Here is a 21,275-nt window from a genome sequence, read left to right as displayed (position 1 = left end):
ACTTACTCAATTCAATTGCGGTTCACTTCTTTCCGTAAACGATGCTGAAATAATTGCCTTCTTCCGGAATGTTTTCTTTGCCTTTGCAAATGACTTCTCTGTCGGAGAATAAACGCTCGGCGAAGATGAATTCTTTATAGCCTTCTTTTTCAAAGCGCGCGATGATTTCCTGCGGTTTGCGGGCTTTTAAATGAATGAAATAATTGATGTCGGAAACGCCGTCATGAACTTCAAAAGAAGTTTCAACCGCAACACCCATGCGCGCCGCGCAGGATGTGATCGAACTGATTCCGGGAACGGTGTCAACTTCAACATCGGGCGCAACGTCTGCCAGCACTTTTTTCATGTGCGTAAATGTTGAGAAAAAGTTCGGGTCGCCGATCAAACAGAAAGCGACATCGCCTTTTCGGGCGTATTCGGCAACGTTTTCGGCGTTTGCTTTCCAGATTTCTTTGAGTTTTTCTTCATCGTAAATCATGGGAAAATCTAAAATTTCAGGCTCTTCCGTCACGTACGGGCGAATCAATTCGGCAGCCATTTCTCCAGGAACGAATACTTTTATGCTTTCTTTTAAAATTCTGACCGCTTTGAGCGTCAATAATTCAGGGTCCCCCGGACCTAATCCGATACCGTATAACATTTGGTTTTATCCCTCTCACACTGGTTTGCAATATGATTAATGATTATGCAATTTTTTATGAATTTAATGAACAGTTGTAATTTTGTATAGAATAATTTATAGTGAGTAATGTAATAAATCGTAATAAAATTTTATGCTGATTTTCACACTTTTATTTCCGTTTTCCCGACATAATATAAACGGGATTTTCGGGCTTAAAATACGTCTCGCCCGTCAGATCTTCGCTTCGGGAAGCGATGATGTGAACGGTTTCATCGTAGATGCCGCGCTTTTTCATATGTTCGATCACGCGGACGACCGTTTCAATGCGAACGGCGTTGACAATGATTGAGCGCGCGCCTTTTTCGATCAAAGCATCTAAAACGGCAGTGATGTTTTTGGTTCCGCCGACAAAAGCGCAGTCGACTTTTTCCAAGTTTGAAATGACTTCGGAAGACTCGCCGAAAATAACTTCAGCGTTTTCGATTCCGAAATTTTTAAAATTTCGCGTTGCTGCGTCAACGGCGACTTCGCGCGCGTCCATGGCATAAATTTGAAGGTTTTTTGCAAGACGCGTTGCTTCAATGGAAATGAGTCCGGTGCCGCAACCGACATCTGCAAAAACGTCTCCGTCGCGAAGATCCAATTTAAAAAGGGAAACGGCAATGATTTCGGGCTTTGTCGGCCCCCCCGAAACACCGATCAATTCAGGCATATTTTATTTTGCTCCAATCTTTAATTCATTGACTTCAATTCTTTGATTTTGAGTCGAATTTTGAGTTCATTTTGAAAACTATAATCCTTTTAATTTGTTTTATATCTTTTCCTTAAATTTAGGAATCCACTTCTAATTTTTATATTTTGACAAGTAAATTTGCGCGCATTTTTCTTTTCTTGTATTATTTTCATTTATTTTCATCTATTTTCATTTTCGTCCATCGGGCTGCCGCCCGCGCGAGCCGCTGCATTTTTTCTTTAAATTTTCAAACCCAACCGCATTTTTGTTTAATTTCAAAATAAAACCCAAACATCCTATTTTTGAAAATCGGTGAACCTGAACGCCCGATAAAACCCTAAATAAATGTTTTAGGTTTTGGAAAAAAGACGGCGTTCCGGTTTTGAAAATTTTGATGAAAAAAGATGTTTCAATTAATTTTAGATTAAATGAAAAGACAAAATACCGCCCCCTCCAACGACGCGTTTCCAAAGCGAAGCGGAGGAAAGAAGGGGTTGGAGATTCTAACCATACGAAAATAAAAACTAAAAAGCAGTCCAATTTTCAGCTGTGTACTGCCCCTGCAAAGTGTTTTCTTGCGACTGTCTTTTACTGCTGTCAGCTCCGGCTGAGCCTGCCAATTTGCAACTGTCTTTTAATTTGCTGCTGAGGCGGTCTCAGTTTCCGTCCGTATCGGCTTTTTAAGAAATCCGTTGGCATAAAATTTTGCTCGGCTTCGCCTCACAAAATTTCAGGTTGCAGGTGGAGGGAGGTGTTTGTTTCCGATTGGAGTCAGGTTTCCGTTTCCGCTTGCAATCAGGTTTGCGTTTGCCGCCGCTGCCGGCAGCCGCAGCAGCTGCCGCCCGCCGCGCGAGCCGCACATTTTTAAGAAATAATTGAAAAGAAACTGCAAATTAAAAATAATCGAAAAGAAAATTGCAAATAAAAATTATTGAAAGAAAATTGCAAATTTAAAATAATCGATAAGAGAAATTCTGTTTTTAAAAAATGAAAACGGAAGAATAAATGGAAGAATAAACGGCTGAAAATTAAAGATGAGTCGATATAATCTTTTAGGATAACAGATTGAATCCGATTCCTCGGCGTTTATATCCTATAAAATCTATATATAATTTGTATTTCATGTCAATTTACAATTTTGTTATATTTTTTATCGGGAAGAGAATCCCATGTAAGAAAATAAAATTGTTTTGGACATGTTTTAGGGTATGCAGCGTTTCTGCATTGAGTGTTATTTTAGCGTTATAATAGTCAGTAAATAAAAGGAGTTATTTTGCTATGCACATTATGGAAGGCGCACTTCCCTGGGAATGGGCTTTGTTTTGGTGGGGCTTGACAATCATTATTTTGATTGCAGGTATCATTCAGCTCAACAAAGTTGTCCGCAAAAACAGAGAAGTTTTGCCGCTTTTAGCCGTTTCCGGCGCTTTTATCTTTGTATTGTCCAGTTTGAAACTCCCCTCGCCGATTGCAATGTCCTCGTCGCATCCGACAGGCACAGGTTTGTCGGCCATCGCATTCGGTCCGGCAATCACAGCCGTCATGTCCGCAATTGTTCTCATTTTCCAGGCGCTTTTGCTCGCCCACGGCGGCTTGACAACGCTTGGCGCCAACTGTTTCTCAATGGGCTTCTTCGGTCCGCTTTTGGCCTGGCTCGTTTACAAAGCCATGCAGAAAACCAGTATCAATATTTATGTTACAGTTTTCTTGGCTGCGTTCATTGCCGATTTGGCAACTTATGTGATGACATCCGTTCAGCTGGCTCTTGCATTCGGTCTTGAGACACTCCCCGAATTCCTCGGCATCTTTGCATTGACTCAGATTCCGCTCGCGATTTTGGAAGGTTTGATCATTGTTGTCGCTGTCAAATTCATCGCGAAAGTGAAAGGCGAATTCTTCACGCAGAACGGTACGCTCACAGAAGAGCAGGTTGCAAAAATGAATTCATGAGGTGATTGAAAATGAAATTTAAAGTTGAATATCTTTTAGTGATCGCCATTTTGATCTTTGCAGCGGTCTTCGTTTACGTGACATTGATTTCAGATTCAGAATTCGGCGGCGCCGACGGTGCAGCGGAAGATTTGATTTATGAATTGAACCCCGAATATGAGCCGATTGCAGAACCGCTTTGGGAACCGCCGGGAGGCGAAACCGAAAGTCTGCTTTTCTGTCTCCAGGGAGCAATCGGCGCGCTGATCATCGGTTTATTCTTCGGTTATTACTACGCCATGAAGAAGTGTAAAAAACAAACGGGAAGCGCTTAATTTTAAGTTCTTTCCTTATTTTATTATTTTATTTTTTAATATTTTTTTGTTTGTTGTTTTTCGTTTCTTTTTTGTTTCGTTTCATTTTTTGAATCAAAAAGTAATCAAAAGAGTTTCATCAATTGAATTTCAACAATTGAATTTCATCAATTGAATTTCATCAATTGAATTTCATCAATTGAATTTCATCAATTGAATTTCATCAATTGAATTTCATCAATTGAATTTCAACAATTGAATTTCATCAATTGAATTTTTATAATATACAATTTAATATGAATTATAAAAATTTAAAAGCAATTTTATACTCATCTATCCATTTCGGTTTTAAAATACCCGATTTAAGTTTTTGGAGGTATAATCGTTGATAATAAAAGCGACAAATCATTTTAAAACCGGATACAGTGTTGAGGATTCCGATATTCTTTCAAACCTTATTGATTCCGCTCTTGCAAACGGGGAGGAAAAGATTATCATTGATTTTACGGGAATTGTTGATTATTGTCCCGCTTTTTTTCGATTCGCACTAACGCATCGTCTGGAAGACATGACGCGCGAAAAATACGATGAACGTTTCCGGCTCATCGGATTATCGGAACTCGGAAAAGGCGCTTACAAATTGACTTACGACAACATGGTAAGTCATTACAGTTTGTCTCCGAAAGCACGCCGAGAATTAGAAAAAAAACTTGAGGAACTGGTTCAAGAATATTTATACTGAACAGCGAAACAGATGATACAAATGATTTATTCAATTCAATCGCTTGAATCAGTGCCTTCGGATGAACAATTCTATGTTGACGCGAATATTTTGTATTTTATTTATTTTTGCGACCAAGACTCGAAAATAAATAAAACAAAATCAAAAACTTACCTTAAATTTATTACAAAACTTCAAAACAGCGGCAATCAATTACATATTTCAGCGCTTAATTTACAAGAATTGGTGCACGTTGCCGAGAAAGCAGAACTCGAAAAATATTGCCAAAATAACAATATCAGAATGACTCTTAAAAAATATCGAGATATTCAAGAAGAACGTTTAATAATTCAAGATAAATTAGAAACAATACTTCAGCAAATTTGTTCTACATACTTTGTTACAGACGAATTTGTCGATTTAAATACGATTCACCTTCTCATTAAAACTTACAATCGCCATCGTTTCGATCCGATTGATTTCCTTGCCGTTTGTCCGAAATGCCGAGATTGTAAAAGTGTTTCTCAAAATTTTAATATTATAACTGACGATTCGGATTTTAAAAAAAATTCGAAATTCCGAAATGATCCGAATATCAATTTGTACACGATTTAATCTGCATTGTATACTTTGTAATATTTCTTGGTTTTTCAAAAATCTTTTCGTGTTACAATTTTCTGCGTCCATATTAATTTTATTTGTTCATGAAGATTTTATCCGCAATCTTTATTAATCACGTTTTTTATATTAACTCAAGTCCTATTGATTTAGTATAACTTATATATGACAAAATTTATTTGTGGAACAAACCATTTATGTGACAAATTCAGGATTGGCATAATCAGAAAGAGCAGAAAAGAGGGAGTTTGCCGTGAGAACTTTGGATGATATAGCGCTTGTCAGCCCGCTGAGATACAAAAATACAACGCTGAAAATCATATTGGTTCTTATCGGGCTTTTGGCGGGTTTGTTTTCATCGTCTCCGATTCTGCCTTTATTCATTGCCGTTTGTATGATTGCGGCAACGCTGATTCTCGGAAAAATTCCGGTCGGCATGTATCTGAAACTGTTTTTGTCAGTCCTCGGATTTGCCGTTGTCAGCGCTTTCATTTTAGCGTTTTTCGCTTACGGCGACGGCGGCGAAACGCTTTGGTCAATCAACCTTTTCGGCTGGGTAATTTCAATTACGACCGGCAGCGCGAATTTGGCGCTTTTGGTTTTCGCGCGCTCGGCAAACGGTTTGGCCTGTTTATTTTTCCTTTCCATGACAACGCCGATGCTTGAATTGTTTTCATATTTCAAACGAATTTCATTCTTAGACATTTTCATGGAACTTGTCATGCTGATTTACCGCTACATCTTTGTCTTCTTGGCATTGCTTTTAAACATTCAATCGGCTCAAGCAATGCGCTTCGGCTACAGCAATTTTAAAAGAAGCATTCATTCGGTCGGGCTTTTGGTCGGCAGCCTTTTTGTTCAAACATTGGAACAGGGCGACCGTTTGTATCTTTCCATGAATTCAAGATGTTATGACGGCAAACTTCCTTATTACGACGCGAAGTACAAAATCATGTTTTCGGACGCGCTTTTATCGCTGCTGTTTGTCGCGTCGATTGCCGCCGTTTTTTATTATACGAGAGGTTTTCAATTTTTTTAACGGATCCGTAACCGCATATCGGAGTTGCATTTATGATTTTAGAAACGAAAAATTTAGAATTCAGTTATCCTGACGGAACCAAGGCGATTGATGATATTTCTATCACGATTCCTGAAGGAAAAAAGGTTTCTTTTGTCGGCAAAAACGGCTCCGGAAAGTCTACTCTATTTTTACTGCTCAACGGCACGCTCAAACCCAAAAGCGGCAAAGTTCTTTTCGGCGGCAAAGAAGTGAATTATTCGGCGTCGGGACTGCGCGAGCTTCGCAAAAAAGTCGGCATCGTTTTTCAAAATTCTGACGACCAGCTTTTTGCGCCGACGGTTTATCAGGATATTGCTTTCGGCCCGCTGAATTTGGGTTATTCCAAAGAAGAAATTGAGCGTGTTGTCAATCAAATGCTTGACCATTTCGGTTTGCAAAGCCTCAAAGACAAACCGCCTCACCATCTCAGCGGCGGTCAGAAGAAACGCGTTGCGATTGCCGGCGTTCTCGCGATGGACCCGGACATCATCATTTTGGATGAGCCGCTTTCGAATTTGGATCCGGTTGGCGCGGATGAAATATTGGACATTCTCAATGAATTGAACGGCCTCGGCAAAACGATCATTATTTCAACGCACGATGTCGATTTGGCGTATCAGTGGTCGGATTATGTTTATTTGCTGTCTTCAAGCAAATTGATCAATGAAGGAACGCCCGGATTTGTTTTTTCAAATGACGAAGAAGTTCGGAATTCGGCGCTGAAAAGCCCGTTTATTTTAGATGTTTACCGCGAACTTGAAAAGCGCTGGCTTGCGCCCGGAAATGCGCAGCCGAAAGACATTCCCGAGCTGGTTCAGCTGTTGAGATCGATTGATTTGATGCGCGTTGAAGCCGGTCCCGAAATCGAGGTCGGCGGATGCGTTAATTTAGGCGTTCTTTTCGGCGAATTTGCAAAGGACGGATTGTATGAAGCCGTCAATTCACGCGTTTTATTCAAAAATGATGACGGGACCGCCGTCGTTGAATTGAACCGCCGCGTCCTCAAACCCGGCGCCATTTACGTTTATGATATGGATTCTTTTGACAAAGATGAGTTTGATAAAATTATTGAAGAATATGATATTGATCACATCGGCGCGATGGGAAAAAAGAGCAAGGACATCGCCGAAAATGAAGGAATCAATGTTGTCTGTAATTCCGGCGTCATTGACAAATCCATATTGAATGCAATCACGGGAAGCCGATGTTTAATCATTACAAGCAAAGGAATGGTCTCTCATACGGCAAAACGTATCAGAGAATATATCAGAAACAGCGGCATTCGTTTGGTTTTCGGTCCGGTCGGGAAAGGCGCGACAGAGATTGATTCAGCCGGAAAAGAAGAAGGAAAAGAAGAATAAGAAAACGAACAAAAATAATCCGAAAATTAACAGGAAAACAACAAAAACAACAAAAAAACAACAAAAAAACAACAAAAAAACAAAAGATACATTTGCATTACGCAAACATATCATAAGGCGCATTCAATCGGCTCGCCTCTTCATCTTTCTTGACTTTCTTAACGGCTTCCTTCATGTCCTTCATCGTGACAGAATCACCGCGTCTTCTGAGAACGAAAATGCCGGCTTCTCTTGCAACCGCATTCAAATCGGCGCCGCTGAAACCTTTCGTTTCCTTGGCAAGCTTTTTCAAATCAACATCCTTGTCCAAATTCATTTTTCTCGTATGAATCTGAAGGATTTCCAAGCGGGCGGACTCTTCCGGCATCGGCACTTCAATCGCGCGGTCAAAGCGGCCGGGGCGCAAAAGCGCAGGGTCGAGAAGATCTTTTCTGTTCGTTGCCGCCATAATCTTAACATCGCCGCGGCCGTCAAAACCGTCCATTTCGGCAAGCAGCTGAAGCATTGTTCGATTCACTTCGGCAGAACCGCTCGTGCCGTCAAAAGTTCTCGTGCCGCCGACGGCATCAATTTCATCAATGAAAAGAATCGCAGGCGCCTTTGAGCGCGCCATCGCAAAAATATCTTTTACCAAACGGGCGCCTTCGCCGACAAATTTCTGAACCAGATCAGAGCCTGACATTCGGATAAAAGTCGCATTTGCCTGCGTCGCAACCGCTTTTGCAATCAACGTTTTTCCCGTCCCCGGACCGCCGTAAAGAAGAACGCCTGACGGCGGCTCAATACCGACTTTTTCAAACAATTCCGGATGCGTGAGCGGCAGTTCAACCGTTTCGATCACTTCCTGAATCACGTCACCCAAACCGCCGACCTGATCGTAACTGACATTGGGCGACTGAATGAGTTCCATAACCTGAGCGCGAACATCTGTCGACTGACTGAGAATATCCATAATCACGTAAGCGGCGCCGTTGACGGCAACACGCATTCCCGGTTCAAGATTTTGTTCAAAATCCGGCGCCGTGTGCGTTAAAATTTCCTGATTGTTGCCGTGAAGCTTAATCAAAACTTCATCGTCAAAAATTTCCATAACGGTTGCAATGAAAAACGGTGTTTTTGTCAAATCTTCAATTTGATTTTTAAGGCGGCGGATTTCCCAGCGATGATCTTCAATGATTTGAGTCATTTTCAGAACATTTGCTTTCAGCTCGCCGTTTTCGATTTGAGCCGCCGACACTTCTTCCGTCAGCGCTCTTATTTTTTCATGCAACTCTTCATTTTCCAAAGACAATTGTTCCGGCTCTAAGGTTTCCGGTCCGACTTTTTCAATCGAAACAGAGTCGGATGAGTTTTGCGTATTTTCAAAATCGTTTTCTGACATAATATATCCATGACGGATTTAGCATATAAGAATATTTTCACAACAAAACAATCATAAATTAAATCGCCGTATAAAACTGAACAATGGATATTAATGTGTATTTCTTTTGGCCGGGATTGATTATTTCAATCATTTTATCAATCTTATTTTCAATTCTGCTGACAGTCGGCTTGAATCTTTGGGCAAGAAGACAAATGAAGTCGGAAAGCCGAGCGTATGAGAATGACGGCGAATATGAAAATGACAGTAATGATTACAATAATTGCAATAATTATAATAATTAGAGTAAAACGAATGAAAACGACGCGTTCGGCTTCAAAAAAGATTTTGAAAATGAAGCGGCAGAATTTGACGGCGCGCCGCGTTCAAAAACAAGCGGCATGATTATGATCGGCCCGATTCCGATCGTTTTCGGAAACGGCGGTTTCCGTTTTGATAAAAATACTTTCAAGTATGCGCTGGCATTCTTTTTGATTGTTTTGATTATTTGGTTTTTGATATTCAAAATGTTTTGATAAATAATTGGAATAGTTCGCCTTTAATATCAGAAATACATTCCAATGCAAATACACGAAAATGTACGAAAATACAAGATAATACGGGTGAAAATATGGCAAGGCGACCGCCGACTCAAAATAACAAGGACAATTACCGCGTCAAAGGCAGAGGGGAACAGAAAGGGCTGAAAGCCGGAAAAAACAATGACGCTAAAAATAATTCAAACAGCGGCAGCAATAAACAAATTGGCAGCAGTAATCAATACAGCGACAACAATAAACAAAGCGGCGGCAGTAACCAAAATAGCAGCAAGCAAAATACCAATAATAAACAGAGCGGAAATAATCGAAATTCATCTCAAAACAAATCCCGCAATCAATCTCAAAATCAATCACAAAAATCTCAAAGCCAATCTCAAAACCGTTACCGTGACGGTTACAGCGCCAAAGACCTCGGAAAACTTTCCGAAACGAAAAAAGACTTTAAGAAAAGCGGCAGCAACCGCGTTCATTACGATAATGATTTCATTTATTGGTGCCGTGAATGTAATGTTCCGCTCATCGGCGAAAAATGCGGCACCTGCAGCTCTGTTAATGCGCCCGCCGACAAAATCACGCTTTCACAGCCCGCCGACGTTCGATTCGCTCAAGGATATGATTATGAATTAATTGAAAAGCACTTGATGAAACTTTTTTCCTGCAATCCGCTTACAGGGCGCGTTCTTTTGCTGAATAAAATTCCGGGCGACGATCAAACGATGGAAATTATCGCGGACGGTCGCGTCGTCGGAATTCTTCGTTTTGATTTGAAAATATTGGATTTCGTCTTTGAACCAACGCTTGAAGGCTCCAAACTCTTTTTCAATGAACCTTACAGCTTCGCTTCCGCCGGCCGCGTCGTTAAAATCGGAAAAGTAAAAACGCATTTGAACGGCAAAAACGTGACTTATGATTTGATTGAAGATTTCCCTGCCGGAATTAAAAAGGGCGAACCGGTTTTGATTGCAAGCGGCAATTCCGCCGGATCTGAATCAACAGGATACAACTTAACCGGATACGGAATTTCTCACGCCGACAGCGAAGATTTCTACCGCGTCAAAAAGGAAAATGATAGCGTTGCAATTGTAATGTCAACAAAATCTGATGAAGAAATCAAAGCGGCTCAGATTCTGAAAGTGAAAAACATTACGAATGAAGAGCCTGCACGGTTTTTGCTTTCCGATAAAAAGCCGACGATGGATGAGATTGTTGCCGCGAATAAGGATTATATTAAAGCGCTCGGCAAAGACGCGATGAATACGATCAAAGGCGCCGTGAATTTAAAAGATAATAAAGAAAAGCCTGTCTTTGTTTCGTTCAGCGGCGGCAAAGACAGTCTTGTCGTTCTGGATTTGGCGGCGTCGGCGCTGGTTCACCATCCGTTTACGGCGGTTTTTTTGAACACGGGAATTGATTATCCTGAAACGATTGAGTTTGCGCGAAAATATTGCGAAAGCCGAAATATTCCGTTTAAAGAAATGAGCGCGGGCGAGGATTTTTGGAAAACGCTCAAAGTTGAAGATCATCCGACAAAAGACAGTCGCTGGTGCTGCAAAGTTTGTAAACTCAATTCAAGCAACCGCCTTGCCGACGGCAAACCGCATTTATCGCTTGACGGCAAGCGCCGCCAGGAATCGTTTATGCGCTCCAAAATTCCGACAATGGATGCGAATCCGAATGTGGAAGGCCAGCTCAACATTTTCCCGATAAGAGATTGGCGCGCGATTGAGGTTTGGCTTTACATTCATTGGCGAAAACTGCCGTACAATCCGCTTTACGATAACGGGATGGAACGCATCGGTTGCTGGATGTGTCCGGCGGCGTTTCAGGCGGAATACGAGCGGATGAGAGAGATTCATCCGGAACTTGCAAATCGCTGGGAAACTTATTTGGAATCCTGGGCGAAAAAAGAGAATGTGTCGGATGAATACATCAGGCACGGGTTCTGGCGCTGGGAGCAGCTGCCGCCGAAAATGATTAAGCTTGCCGATGAATTGGGAATCGAATTGAGAGAGTTGAGCGATTAATTCTTTTCAATTTTGATCTTTTCAATTTTGATTTTGAAATATTGATTCGGATCTGTTTTTATTTTTTTGAAAAACGAAACTTATTTTTTGAAAGATTAAATGAAAATAGTGAGTCTGTTTTGAATTATTTTATGAGAAGCGGAGCGGCTCGCGCGGCGGCGGGCAGCTGCTGCGGCTGCCGGCAGCGACGCCGGTGGTGACAAACGGAAAACCTGACCCGACTGCAAACAAACACCTCACTCCAACCGGAAACAAACACCTCACTCCAACCGGAAACAAACACCACACTCCAACCGGAAACAAACACCGCCCTCCGACTGCAAACAGAAACCTCACTCCAATCGGAAACAAACACCACCCTCCAACCGGAAACACAAATCTGATTGGCAGCGGCAACATAAAATACACAGACTTAAAAATATTGGATGTTTGGGTTTCAATGCTGAAATAATGAAAAATGAAAAAAGAATCTGAATTTAAATTTGAAAAATTAAAAACAAACTCAAACGTCTTCTTTTTCGTTAATAATTTCCAAAATCAGCAGGAAAAAGATTCCCAAAAACGGAACGATTTGGTAAGCCAGAACTGCCATTTGCCCGGTTTGTGATCCGGAAAGCGGCGCCATTGTGTAAAACATGATCATAAAGAAAATCGGCATCGCCAAGAAAACGGTGATGTAAATTTCGGAAAGTATGTCAAGCGTTTGAAAATATTTGTCTTTCCGGCGGTCGGCAAGGCTTTTGTATTCATGTTTTTTGGAAATGATGAACTTTTGAAAACTGCCGCCGGAAAGCATTGCATTTTTTGAACTCGTAATAAAATCGGCAAACATCGGCGATGAAGTTTCATCAGATAATTTTTGAAGCGCCGACGGATAATCTTTTCCGAAATAATTTGTATGAATCAAAATCGTTTTCATTTCAACGGAAAGTTCGGGATAAACCGTTTGAATACGTTTTTGAGACATGGATTTGAAGATATTTTCAATTGAAACGCCTGCAATTGCCATTGCCGCCATATAGTTGACGGCAAAAGGAAGCTGCTGCTCTATTTTGATTTTTCTGTCATAAGCTTTGAAATACGGCAAAAAGCAAAAAATTGAAATTACCAAAATAATTGCCAAAATGAATATGACTGCGGCGGCAATAAAAATCAAAGATGCTGCAATTTTAAATTGTATTTTTTCAATCAACCCTGAAAGATTCAGAAAGAGAAGAAGAATTTCAATCAAAATTCCGATGAATAAAATTGAAAATGAAACGAATAAAATCAAAGATTTGTAAATATCGGCAGGGATATACATTCGGCTTTTCTTTAAGTTTTGATCTAAAAACGGCGTTTTTATTTGCTCGGCGATTTTACCGAAAAAACGATATGAAAAAACGGCAATTTGATTGAAAAAAGATTCAAACATGATGTTCATTTTTCCCATCCCCTTGATCATTTCTTTTTTCAATTTTTAGTTCATTTCCTTTTTCAATATTTTGTTCATTTCCTTTTTCAATTTTTAGTTCATTTCTTTTTTCAATTTTTTGTTCATTTCTTTTTTCAATTTTTTGTTCATTTCCTTTTTCATTTTTTTGTTCATTTTTCTTCAAAATCGAAACTCTGCGATTGAATTCACCTTCAAGTTTTTCAAATGTCCAGCCTTTTCGAATTCTTGTTTTTTCCAAAACGGATGACTTTTCCAAACTCAGTTTTTCGTTCGGCCGAGTTTGATTAAAAATCTCCAGCGTTAGAATTTCAGAAGTATGAGGGTCGGTTTCTAAAATTTCATAAACGGCCGTACATTTTTTTGAAAAGCGACCCTCGTCCTCAGTTTGCGCCAAAATGACCAAAACGTCAAGCGTTTGAATCATAACGCGCGGCACATTCATCGGCGGATTTTCAAGGCGGTGAACCAAAGTGTCAACGGATTCGGCGTGCATCGTTGAAACTGTTGCGTGACCGGTTGACATCGCCTGAAACAAAACATAAGCTTCCGAGCCGCGGATTTCGCCGACCAAAATGTATTCAGGACGCTGCCTGAGAGACGCTTTGAGCAAATCGTATAACGTGATTTCGCCCGCCGTCTTTTCATTCGGGTTTGAAGATTTTTGTTTTTCTCTTGAAACGCCTGAAATCCAATTCAAATGCGGCAGATTAATTTCTCTCGTATCTTCGATCGATACGATTTTTTTGTCAATCGGAATAAATCGGCACACCGCGTTTAATGATGTTGTTTTCCCGCTTGCTGTTCCGCCGGCAAACATGAGATTCATATTCGATTCGGCGCAAATCCAAAGATAAGCCATCAGCTCCGCCGTAAATGTTTCATTGTGAACCAATTCTTCCGGCGTCAACGGTTTTTCATTGAATCGACGAATCGTAAATGTGCTTCCTTTTGTCGTAATTTCGTTTCCGAGCGTCAGCTGCGCGCGCGACCCGTCCGGAAGAACGGCTTCTGCCATCGGCTCGGCAACCGAAATCTGCCGTCCCGAGCATTGAGCCATTTTTCGAACCAATCCGGCCGCCTCACTTTCCGACAAGATCAGATTGGTTTGAACGGACCCGTATTTTCTGTGAAAAACATAAATCGGAAGATTGCTGCCACTGCATGAAATGTCTTCAATATTTGAGTCTTCCAAAAGCGGCTGAATCATTCCGAAGCCGTAGAAGTCGCGGCGAATGTAGTAATTGAAAATATCAAGATCGGAATCGGAAAGTTGGATTGAATAGAGTTTCAGCAAATCGGAAACGGCTTTTTGAATAATTTCGATTTTTAAATCTTTGTTTTCATCTTTCTTCTCATCTTCTTTTTCATCTTCTTTTTCATCTCTGTTCTCATTTTGTTCAAACAATTCCGGATTTAAAGAATCTTCAAGCGCCGCAAGAATTTTTTGAAACAAAATTCTTTTATCGGAACTGATTTCAGGTTCGGACAGGCGATAAAATATTCTGCCGTCCTCCGTTTTAATGATTAAAACCGCTGCATGCGGTTTGGTTAATTCATAAGATTGAAGTAAATCATAAGATTGAAGCAATTGATCCATGAATCCTAACCGAACGCAGGAATTAATAAAGCTGCCGATTTTGATAAAATCAAAACATTTATCAAGAGCGCTTTTTATTTGGGTTCATGTGATAAAATGACTCAAGAAATAAAAGCGGATGACGACATCATAATTTCAAAGAAAATAAAAAGAAGAGAAGACTACGGTTTTTATTTTGATTTTCTGAAAAATCCGATTTTGTTTTTTGAACAAAAACCTTCTCTTTCGTTTCTGCCGGGAGCCGTCGCCGCTTTTATGACTTTCATATCTCTTTTGAATTTAAGAAATTCAAATTTTATTGCCGATTTAAATTCAGTTTCATCTTCTTTCGTTTCAGAATTTCAATTATTTCAATCATTCATTTTATCGCTTCAATCTGTTGAAACAATTTTAATTTTGACGGCGCTGTCTTTCTTTTTGCCTTACATTTATTTTGAAGAAAAACACCAAAAAAGAATTGAAACGGCTGAAGAGAAACTTCCCGGTTTTCTTCACGGCTTATCCGATTTAATCGCAGGAGGGCTGACGCTTCAGGAAGCGCTAACGGAAATTTCAAAGGATTCAAATCAAAAAGTGAAACAAAAAATAAATCAAAACCAAGAAAATCAAAAAAATAATGAAAAATTAAATAAAAAACAAAATCAAAGAACAGACCAAAAACAAAATCAAAAAACAAATCAAAAGAAAAATCGAACGAATTCATTTTTTGAAAACGAAATTCATTTGATCGGATTGAAAATGAAATCGGGAATTCCTTTCGACGTATGCCTTGATAATTTCGGAAAACGTTATGATTCAAAACTCATTCAAAGAGCGGCATCGGTGATTTCGGCCGCCGAAAAATCGGGCGGTTTAATGCATTTGTCAATTGATGCCGCCGTTTTTGATATTCAGGAAAATGTTAATTTGAAAAAAGAAAGAGATTCAAAACAATCGGTCTACGGTGTCGTTTTGTTCATTTCATTCTTGCTGTTTATCGGAATCGCCATTTTGCTGATTCTTCAATTCGGTTCAATGAATGCTCTGACAAATCAGGCAAGTTCTTTTGAATCCGATTATGAATCGGCGGTTTTGATTTATCGAATGCTTTTGATTCAAGGTTTTTTCGCGGGATTAATGATCGGAAAACTCAAAAAAGGAAACATCGCCGCCGGTTTAAAATATTCATTTGCCATGATGATTCTTGTTTGGATTTCATTTACGGCAGGCGGCGTGTTTCCGGCGGCTTGAAAAATGGATTACAACAATCTTTTTATATCATAAATCTCTCTTTTGCTTGCAGTTTGAGAAGGTCTTGAATTGCAGCAACTGTTTTACAAATTCATTTTTAAATTGTTTCTCAATTGCTCCGATAGTGTAGTGGCCAATCATTCAGGACTCTCACTCCTGTAACTCGGGTTCGAATCCCGGTCGGAGCATTTCTCCACTTTTGAAACCTCAGTTCTTTAATTAAGCTTCAATATAGGATGAAACTTCAAATGAACTTTTATCACCTCCTAAATATAATCCATATCCTTCACAAGTAATTTTGACGGTTTCTCCTTTTGGAATTTTTACAATTGCTTCTGCCCATCCGTTTCCATTTTCTACAATTTGGCCGACTTGAATATTATTATGTTTTGGAGACCATACACGAGTATTGTCAAAAGGAGCTGTTTCAGCAGTAATATTTACATAAGTAAAAGTGGTTGGCGCATCGCCGCTATTTACAATATTACAACGAACTTTATAATAAGAATATTTAAAATCAAGTCGATTTAAACGTTCTAAATTCATTGTCGCATTTAATTCGGGACTTGAGACTTTAAAAATCTCTGTGCTTTTTTCAGTTGAAAAATAATCGCCGCAAACACGAATTGTAAATTTTGTGGATTTGCCGTGCGGAATCCTTAATATAGCTTCACCAATTGAAGAATTGACAGGCATTTGCCCGACATTTATCGTATGACCGGGTGACCACAATTTACTTCCGTCTAACGGGTCGGCTTCTGCAACCAGATAAATACTGACATTATTTGCAACGGCAGGACCTGAATTTTCAACTAAAAATCTTACCTTATAGTAAGTAAAAAGACTGTCCGAACCAACCTTTTTTTGTTCTGCTTCAAACTCAGCAGTAACCCCCGGTTTTTTACTTATCGGATAAAGTTTTACAGTTTTGCCGACATAGTCACCGGGTAATTCTCCAAGATCCCATCCTGTTGCTGTAGTTTCCATATAATAATATCGACTTCCGTTATGCTCATAATATGTTCCTGTAATATTTTCACTGCCCATAATCCCTAATGCCATGTGATTTGGCGGAGAAATCAATATTGTACCGTAGCCCAATTCGGTAAGAAGGGCTGCTGCTAAAATTGCAGTATCTTCACAATCCCCGCCGCCGTCAATTAAAGTTTCAATCGGATAGCGCGGATAATTATCATAACCTGTAGTAACACTATCGCTCGTATACGGCAATGATTGAACAAAAGCAATAATATTCATCACGTTCTGCTCTTTTGAAAAACCGTATTGGTTTCCTTGCTGTTTAAAACCGTCAATCATTGAATTTAAAATCTCTCGATCATAAGCGGTTAAAGCATAAGTACTGTAATTTCGAGTATGAGATTCGTTTTGATAATATTCATAATGCCCTTTAGGCACTTGAATTGTTGTTGTAAAAGTATGTCCGTTATATTTCCATGTATATGTTTTTGTAAGATATTCACTTGAGTAAGAAGGTTCCTTATTACGAATATGAAATACAGCCGACCCTTCTAATTCTGCATCAGAATATAATGAACTCCAATTAAGCTGTGAACGTGAAATGTTATATGATGATTCAGTCGATCTGCGGAGTTCATCATCTGTATAGGGTCCCCAAACTGTAAAAGCAAAGATTGTAAAAATAAATAAAACAATCAGCAATAAAAACCAAAAGCGAAATTTTTTGTTATTACTTTCCATAATAGCCACCAATCAAATAAAGCATACATTTTGAAAATACCTAATAATCATTACCTTATCGTCAAAACATACAATTTAATGATTAATTAGTATTTTGGTTGAAATATACTAATTATTCCTCACACAGAATAATATTTCTCAAATACTTCAAACGATTATGGTTCTTCCAAATCACAAAAAAATTTCATCAATTACAATAAGTCAGAAATTATTGAATCAAATGAATTCAATGATTCGAGCAGGAAAATTTTCTTCCATGTCTGATATTGTAAATACGGCAACAGTATTTGTTTTGGGAGAATTATCAACAGAAAAGACAAATTCGAATTTTGATTATACTGCATTTGTAGAAAATATACCGGATGATAATTCAGCAAGAACAAAAATATCCATCGCATTAAGCGGATATTTAGATGCTGAGCTTGAGGATTTAGCAAAATCAACACATAAAAATAAATCATACATTGTTCGTATGGCTTTATTTCGTTTTTTTGACTTTTGCAATGATCCCGAAAAAATAAAAATACATGCAACCGATTCGGAAGATAAAATAACGATTTCAAAAAAAGAATTGGAAGAAATGGTTTACGAAGTCGTAAATAAGGTTATTAAAGAAAATAAATAAATTTGATACAAATTTATAACAAAAATAATATCCGGCGATTTATTTGAGATCCGCCGCCGGTGAGCGGAGTGAACATTTAGCATCGGCATAATTTGAATCCGTTGCCGACCGGATATATTAACGGAATTTTTTCCGCTAAACATAAAAAAGAATCATGCCTATAAATATCTTTTTTAATTTTTCAAAAAAGAATTCATTTCAAAAATATAAAATTGAAAGGGTTCAATTTCCCTTTCATCAAATTTAATTTTAAACAAACTTCGCTCTCTGCGACAAATATTTCGGAAGCGGCAGACCTCTGTAAGGCAAACCTGCAATTTCTTTTCCGATTCTGTCGTTGAGTTCTTCAACCGTCATTTCCTGTTGGAACGGCTTATTCGGCTGAGATTCGGCGCGGATCGTCACGGTCAATTTGCCGGTTTCGGCTTCTTTGTCGCCGATGACAACCGTGTACGGAATCCATTCGGTTCCGGCTTCTCTGACTTTTTTGCCGAGCGTCAATTCGCGGTCATCGTAATCAACGCGGAATTTGAGTTCGGACGCGACTTTTTCTGCAACTTCCGTGTGCTTCTCGGAGACCGGAATCACACGCACCTGAGTCGGCGAAAGCCAGACAGGAAGCGTTGCGATTTGACCTTTGGCGCTGTTCATCGCGGCTTTTTCCAAAAGTCCGTAGATGCAGCGCTCGATTGCGCCGCTCGGGGAACAGTGAAGAACGGTCGGGCGCTTGATTTCGCCGTCAGAATCTGTGTAAGTAATGTCGTAGCGTTCCGCATTTTCAACGTCGATCTGAACAGTCGAAAGCGCGCTTGCTTTTTCGGAAGAATCAACAAAGTTGAATTCGAATTTCAAAACGAAATAGAAGAAACGCGTGTCCCACATTTCAATAAGAACAGGCTTGTTGACTTTTTGAACCATCTTTTCGATGAGCTCTTTGTTTTCATTGTAGAAATCCTTCGTAAAACGAATCGCGATTTCAAAATCGTCTAATTCGATTCCGATATTATTTAAAACATCAATACAGAATTCATACTGCTCAAAAAACTGCTCCTTCGCTTCATCCATGTTTCGGCAAAGCGTGTGCATGTCCGGCATTGTAAACGCGCGGAGACGGCGCAGACCAACGAGTTCGCCGCGCTGTTCTTTTCTGAAACTGTAGCGCGTGAGTTCAATCATTTTCAGCGGCATATTTCTGTAAGAAATTGTCATGTCGTGGTTCATCAGGAACTGGCCGAAGCAGGCCGCGAATCTCAAAAACATTTGACGCTTGTCGGATTCAATCGAATATTGTCTGGCAGGGAATCTGTCAAGATATTTTTTCAGCGTCGGATGGTTCATGTCATACATGATCGGCGTTTCAACTTCCATTGCGCCGAAGTCGGACACACTGCGCTCGACAACGTAATTTTCAAGAAGTGATTTCATGAGACGGCCTTTCGGATAATATCTCATGTTTCCGGAATCAGACCCGGGCTCATAGTCCGCCAGTTCAAGCTTTTTCATGAGTTCAACGTGCGGCGGCGGCGCGCTGACCGCTCTGTTTTTGGAAACTTCGTAGTTGACGAATTTCTCAAGTTTTTCATGACCTTTTAAATCGAAATCAGAAACTTCATGCATCACGCCTGCTGTGTCCATAATTTTGAAATAGGATTTTGCGACGCTTTCGGCTTTGAGCGCTTCGGAAACAACGTCGCCGTCTTCGGAAAGCTGAACGGTTGAGCCGCAAGCGCCTGTACCGCAGCCGCAGTTGTCGACTGCTGCCGCCGCTGCTTCGTCGACGGAAATGTGTTTGGAAAGCTCGGAAAGCGGATGACCTTTGCAGCTGACGGTAAACGCCTTGTACCAGCCAAACGGCGCGCGCTTGACCTCAATTCCGTCTTCTGCGAGTGCTGCCGCAATTCCTTTCAGCACTTTTATGCCGACATCGGGAGATGACAGGCTTGAACTGAGATGAGCATACGGGTAAACCATCACTTTGTCGCTTTTAACTTGCTCCAATGTGTTTTTGATTTGAGCGACGGCTGCAGCCGCTGTGCCGTCCGGATTGGTTTCATCGCATTTTTCAACAGCAATAAACGCCGTCAGCGCCTCTTCAAGGCGGCCGGCTTTCATATCGTCACTGATTTCTTCAGCGATTTTCGTCTTCTTTTTGGTTTCATACTCGATAAAATCCGAGTGTATGAGAAGCATTTGCATAAGTTAAAACACCTGAAATATTGAATTTTTCAAATAATCTTTTTTAAGCGTAAAGATGGAAATTGAATGCAGTTCAATTATTTAAATATTAACAGAAGAAAAGAAGCGATGTCAAGGCTTTCAGCCTTCAGATTTATGCGTTGCTGCCGACAAGCTGCCGCGACTGCAGCTGACCGCAGTTGCTGCTGCCGCGCGCGAACTGCACCAATTTAAAAAATGAATCGAAAAGAGATGTGCACTTTTTTAATAAAAATGAATGAAAAATGAAAAAATAAAAATTTGAAAAAACTAAAAAGATTTCATTCAAGATTTTTATGAAAAAATTTCAGCTCTGCTTTCGTTTCTTCCGGCAAATCGTGCCATCTGACGCCGCAAATCGCGCCTTCCAGTCCGCAAAGCATACTCAGGCACGCGCCAGAGTCGCGCTCGCGCAGACGTAAAAGCGCTTCTCTGCTGCCGGCGGCACGCAGCTGATCGGGCGTTTCGATTCCGACTTCTCTGAGTTTCTCGGCAACGACTTTTCCGATGTTTGGCATGTCTTCGAGTTTTTCGATTTCGGCTGATAGTGCATTTTGTTTGCTTTCTGTATTTTGTTTGCGTTCTGCATTTTGATTTTGTATCTTCTTTTTACAGCATCCCATTTTCAGCACCTTTCACAAGTGTTTTCCAACCGTTCAAATCAACAAAAGTCAACGCAAATTATTATTTTTTGTTTTCGGAATTAAAAGACTCATTATATTTTTTAAGCGTTTCTGCTTTCTTATCAATCTCAGGCGCTTCTTTGAATTCATATCTTTTTGTTTTGAAATAGACAAAATAGATTATGAGAGCAATAAAGACAGGCAAAATCCATAAAACAAAAACGCCTGCAAATGTCAAAAGAATGAAGTTGAAATTGAAAGCGTTTTGAAGAGACGCGAGATATAAAGTCAGCAGTAAAGACGCTGCGATTGAAAAAATAAGCCCGAAGTAAAGCTGTTTTTCGGCAGACACTTTTCGACCGCGAGAGGAAAGGAAAATCTCTCGGGCAATGAAAATAATAAACCAAAAAATCAGCAAAATACTGAAAGCTGTGAGGATTGTGTTTTCATCCATAAAAGTGCCTCGTTTATTTTTCCCTATTTTTATTAATTCATTTTTTTGTTTTCAATTCGTTTTTTTGGATTTGATG

The 21,275-nt window shown here is 39.9% G+C and carries 21 protein-coding genes and 1 tRNA gene; 11 read left to right on the top strand and 11 right to left on the bottom strand.

The features are described 5' to 3' along the window. Positions 1–22: 22 nt before the first annotated feature. Together MmiHf6_RS02705 and cbiT are read right to left on the bottom strand one after the other, a co-directional pair. Positions 23–640 (bottom strand): cobalt-factor II C(20)-methyltransferase, encoded by a 618-nt coding sequence (locus MmiHf6_RS02705; protein WP_316558172.1) that lies wholly within the window; start codon positions 638–640, stop codon positions 23–25. A 151-nt stretch (positions 641–791) separates the two neighbouring features. Beyond that, on the bottom strand, positions 792–1,334 hold the full coding sequence (gene cbiT, locus MmiHf6_RS02700) for a precorrin-6Y C5,15-methyltransferase (decarboxylating) subunit CbiT (RefSeq protein WP_316558171.1): 543 nt from the start codon (positions 1,332–1,334) through the stop codon (positions 792–794). 1,299 nt (positions 1,335–2,633) lie between these two features. Here cbiT and MmiHf6_RS02695 point away from each other — a divergent pair. From MmiHf6_RS02695 to MmiHf6_RS02670, 6 genes are all read left to right on the top strand, one after another. Then, on the top strand, positions 2,634–3,305 hold the full coding sequence (locus tag MmiHf6_RS02695; protein WP_316558170.1) for an energy-coupling factor ABC transporter permease: 672 nt from the start codon (positions 2,634–2,636) through the stop codon (positions 3,303–3,305). Between the two features lie 11 nt (positions 3,306–3,316). Continuing rightward, on the top strand, positions 3,317–3,619 hold the full coding sequence (locus MmiHf6_RS02690; RefSeq protein WP_316558169.1) for an energy-coupling factor ABC transporter substrate-binding protein: 303 nt from the start codon (positions 3,317–3,319) through the stop codon (positions 3,617–3,619). Positions 3,620–3,983: 364 nt separating this feature from the next. Further along, positions 3,984–4,340: a 3'-5' exonuclease family protein gene (locus tag MmiHf6_RS02685; protein ID WP_316558168.1), complete on the top strand. Its 357-nt coding sequence runs from the start codon at positions 3,984–3,986 to the stop codon at positions 4,338–4,340. A gap of 21 nt (positions 4,341–4,361) precedes the next feature. Next, positions 4,362–4,934, top strand: a complete 573-nt coding sequence (locus tag MmiHf6_RS02680) for a hypothetical protein (RefSeq protein ID WP_316558167.1) — start codon at positions 4,362–4,364, stop codon at positions 4,932–4,934. Positions 4,935–5,199: 265 nt separating this feature from the next. Continuing rightward, the gene (gene cbiQ, locus MmiHf6_RS02675; protein WP_316558166.1) at positions 5,200–5,976 is read left to right on the top strand and encodes a cobalt ECF transporter T component CbiQ; all 777 of its coding nucleotides are present in this window, start codon (positions 5,200–5,202) and stop codon (positions 5,974–5,976) included. A 32-nt stretch (positions 5,977–6,008) separates the two neighbouring features. After that, a complete protein-coding gene (locus MmiHf6_RS02670) occupies positions 6,009–7,358 on the top strand; it encodes an energy-coupling factor ABC transporter ATP-binding protein (protein WP_316558165.1) in 1,350 nt (449 codons plus the stop codon). Positions 7,359–7,455: 97 nt separating this feature from the next. Here MmiHf6_RS02670 and MmiHf6_RS02665 read toward each other — a convergent pair whose 3' ends face one another. Both MmiHf6_RS02665 and MmiHf6_RS02660 read right to left on the bottom strand, forming a co-directional pair. Further along, on the bottom strand, positions 7,456–8,739 hold the full coding sequence (locus MmiHf6_RS02665) for a proteasome-activating nucleotidase (RefSeq protein ID WP_316558164.1): 1,284 nt from the start codon (positions 8,737–8,739) through the stop codon (positions 7,456–7,458). Between the two features lie 280 nt (positions 8,740–9,019). Beyond that, on the bottom strand, positions 9,020–9,190 hold the full coding sequence (locus MmiHf6_RS02660) for a hypothetical protein (protein WP_316558163.1): 171 nt from the start codon (positions 9,188–9,190) through the stop codon (positions 9,020–9,022). On the opposite strand from MmiHf6_RS02660, the gene MmiHf6_RS10205 reads away from it, so the two are divergent. Together MmiHf6_RS10205 and MmiHf6_RS02655 are read left to right on the top strand one after the other, a co-directional pair. Beyond that, positions 9,138–9,254 (top strand): hypothetical protein, encoded by a 117-nt coding sequence (locus tag MmiHf6_RS10205; RefSeq protein ID WP_420891317.1) that lies wholly within the window; start codon positions 9,138–9,140, stop codon positions 9,252–9,254. The genes MmiHf6_RS02660 and MmiHf6_RS10205 overlap by 53 nt on opposite strands. Before the next feature lie 95 nt (positions 9,255–9,349). After that, positions 9,350–11,302 (top strand): phosphoadenosine phosphosulfate reductase domain-containing protein, encoded by a 1,953-nt coding sequence (locus tag MmiHf6_RS02655; RefSeq protein ID WP_316558162.1) that lies wholly within the window; start codon positions 9,350–9,352, stop codon positions 11,300–11,302. Positions 11,303–11,426: 124 nt separating this feature from the next. Here MmiHf6_RS02655 and MmiHf6_RS02650 read toward each other — a convergent pair whose 3' ends face one another. The 3 genes from MmiHf6_RS02650 to MmiHf6_RS02640 form a co-directional block, all read right to left on the bottom strand. Further along, on the bottom strand, positions 11,427–11,660 hold the full coding sequence (locus MmiHf6_RS02650) for a hypothetical protein (protein ID WP_316558161.1): 234 nt from the start codon (positions 11,658–11,660) through the stop codon (positions 11,427–11,429). A gap of 144 nt (positions 11,661–11,804) precedes the next feature. Next, positions 11,805–12,725 carry a type II secretion system F family protein gene (locus MmiHf6_RS02645; RefSeq protein ID WP_316558160.1) on the bottom strand — a complete coding sequence of 307 codons (921 nt, stop codon included), beginning with the start codon at positions 12,723–12,725 and terminating at the stop codon, positions 11,805–11,807. After that, positions 12,709–14,334, bottom strand: a complete 1,626-nt coding sequence (locus tag MmiHf6_RS02640) for a type II/IV secretion system ATPase subunit (protein ID WP_316558159.1) — start codon at positions 14,332–14,334, stop codon at positions 12,709–12,711. Before MmiHf6_RS02640 ends, MmiHf6_RS02645 begins: the two co-directional genes overlap by 17 nt. Positions 14,335–14,430: 96 nt before the next feature. On the opposite strand from MmiHf6_RS02640, the gene MmiHf6_RS02635 reads away from it, so the two are divergent. Together MmiHf6_RS02635 and MmiHf6_RS02630 are read left to right on the top strand one after the other, a co-directional pair. Beyond that, positions 14,431–15,564 carry a hypothetical protein gene (locus MmiHf6_RS02635; protein WP_316558158.1) on the top strand — a complete coding sequence of 378 codons (1,134 nt, stop codon included), beginning with the start codon at positions 14,431–14,433 and terminating at the stop codon, positions 15,562–15,564. A 115-nt stretch (positions 15,565–15,679) separates the two neighbouring features. Continuing rightward, positions 15,680–15,752, top strand: a tRNA-Glu gene (locus MmiHf6_RS02630). A gap of 31 nt (positions 15,753–15,783) precedes the next feature. Here MmiHf6_RS02630 and MmiHf6_RS02625 read toward each other — a convergent pair. Then, positions 15,784–17,283 carry a hypothetical protein gene (locus tag MmiHf6_RS02625; protein ID WP_316558157.1) on the bottom strand — a complete coding sequence of 500 codons (1,500 nt, stop codon included), beginning with the start codon at positions 17,281–17,283 and terminating at the stop codon, positions 15,784–15,786. Between the two features lie 256 nt (positions 17,284–17,539). Here MmiHf6_RS02625 and MmiHf6_RS02620 point away from each other — a divergent pair, with 256 nt between their 5' ends. Further along, the gene (locus MmiHf6_RS02620) at positions 17,540–17,908 is read left to right on the top strand and encodes a hypothetical protein (protein ID WP_316558156.1); all 369 of its coding nucleotides are present in this window, start codon (positions 17,540–17,542) and stop codon (positions 17,906–17,908) included. A 249-nt stretch (positions 17,909–18,157) separates the two neighbouring features. Here MmiHf6_RS02620 and MmiHf6_RS02615 read toward each other — a convergent pair whose 3' ends face one another. The 3 genes from MmiHf6_RS02615 to MmiHf6_RS02605 form a co-directional block, all read right to left on the bottom strand. After that, complete coding sequence (locus MmiHf6_RS02615) at positions 18,158–20,104, bottom strand: threonine--tRNA ligase (RefSeq protein WP_316558155.1); 1,947 nt, start codon at positions 20,102–20,104, stop codon at positions 18,158–18,160. A 299-nt stretch (positions 20,105–20,403) separates the two neighbouring features. Further along, a complete protein-coding gene (locus MmiHf6_RS02610; RefSeq protein ID WP_316558154.1) occupies positions 20,404–20,745 on the bottom strand; it encodes a TfoX/Sxy family protein in 342 nt (113 codons plus the stop codon). A gap of 61 nt (positions 20,746–20,806) precedes the next feature. Next, positions 20,807–21,199, bottom strand: a complete 393-nt coding sequence (locus tag MmiHf6_RS02605) for a hypothetical protein (protein WP_316558153.1) — start codon at positions 21,197–21,199, stop codon at positions 20,807–20,809. Positions 21,200–21,275 lie beyond the last annotated feature (76 nt).

It is taken from the genome of Methanimicrococcus hongohii, from assembly GCF_032594095.1.
Taxonomy (GTDB): domain Archaea; phylum Halobacteriota; class Methanosarcinia; order Methanosarcinales; family Methanosarcinaceae; genus Methanimicrococcus; species Methanimicrococcus hongohii.
Note: the sequence above shows the minus strand (reverse complement) of the source record. Positions and strands in the feature narration are given on the sequence as shown.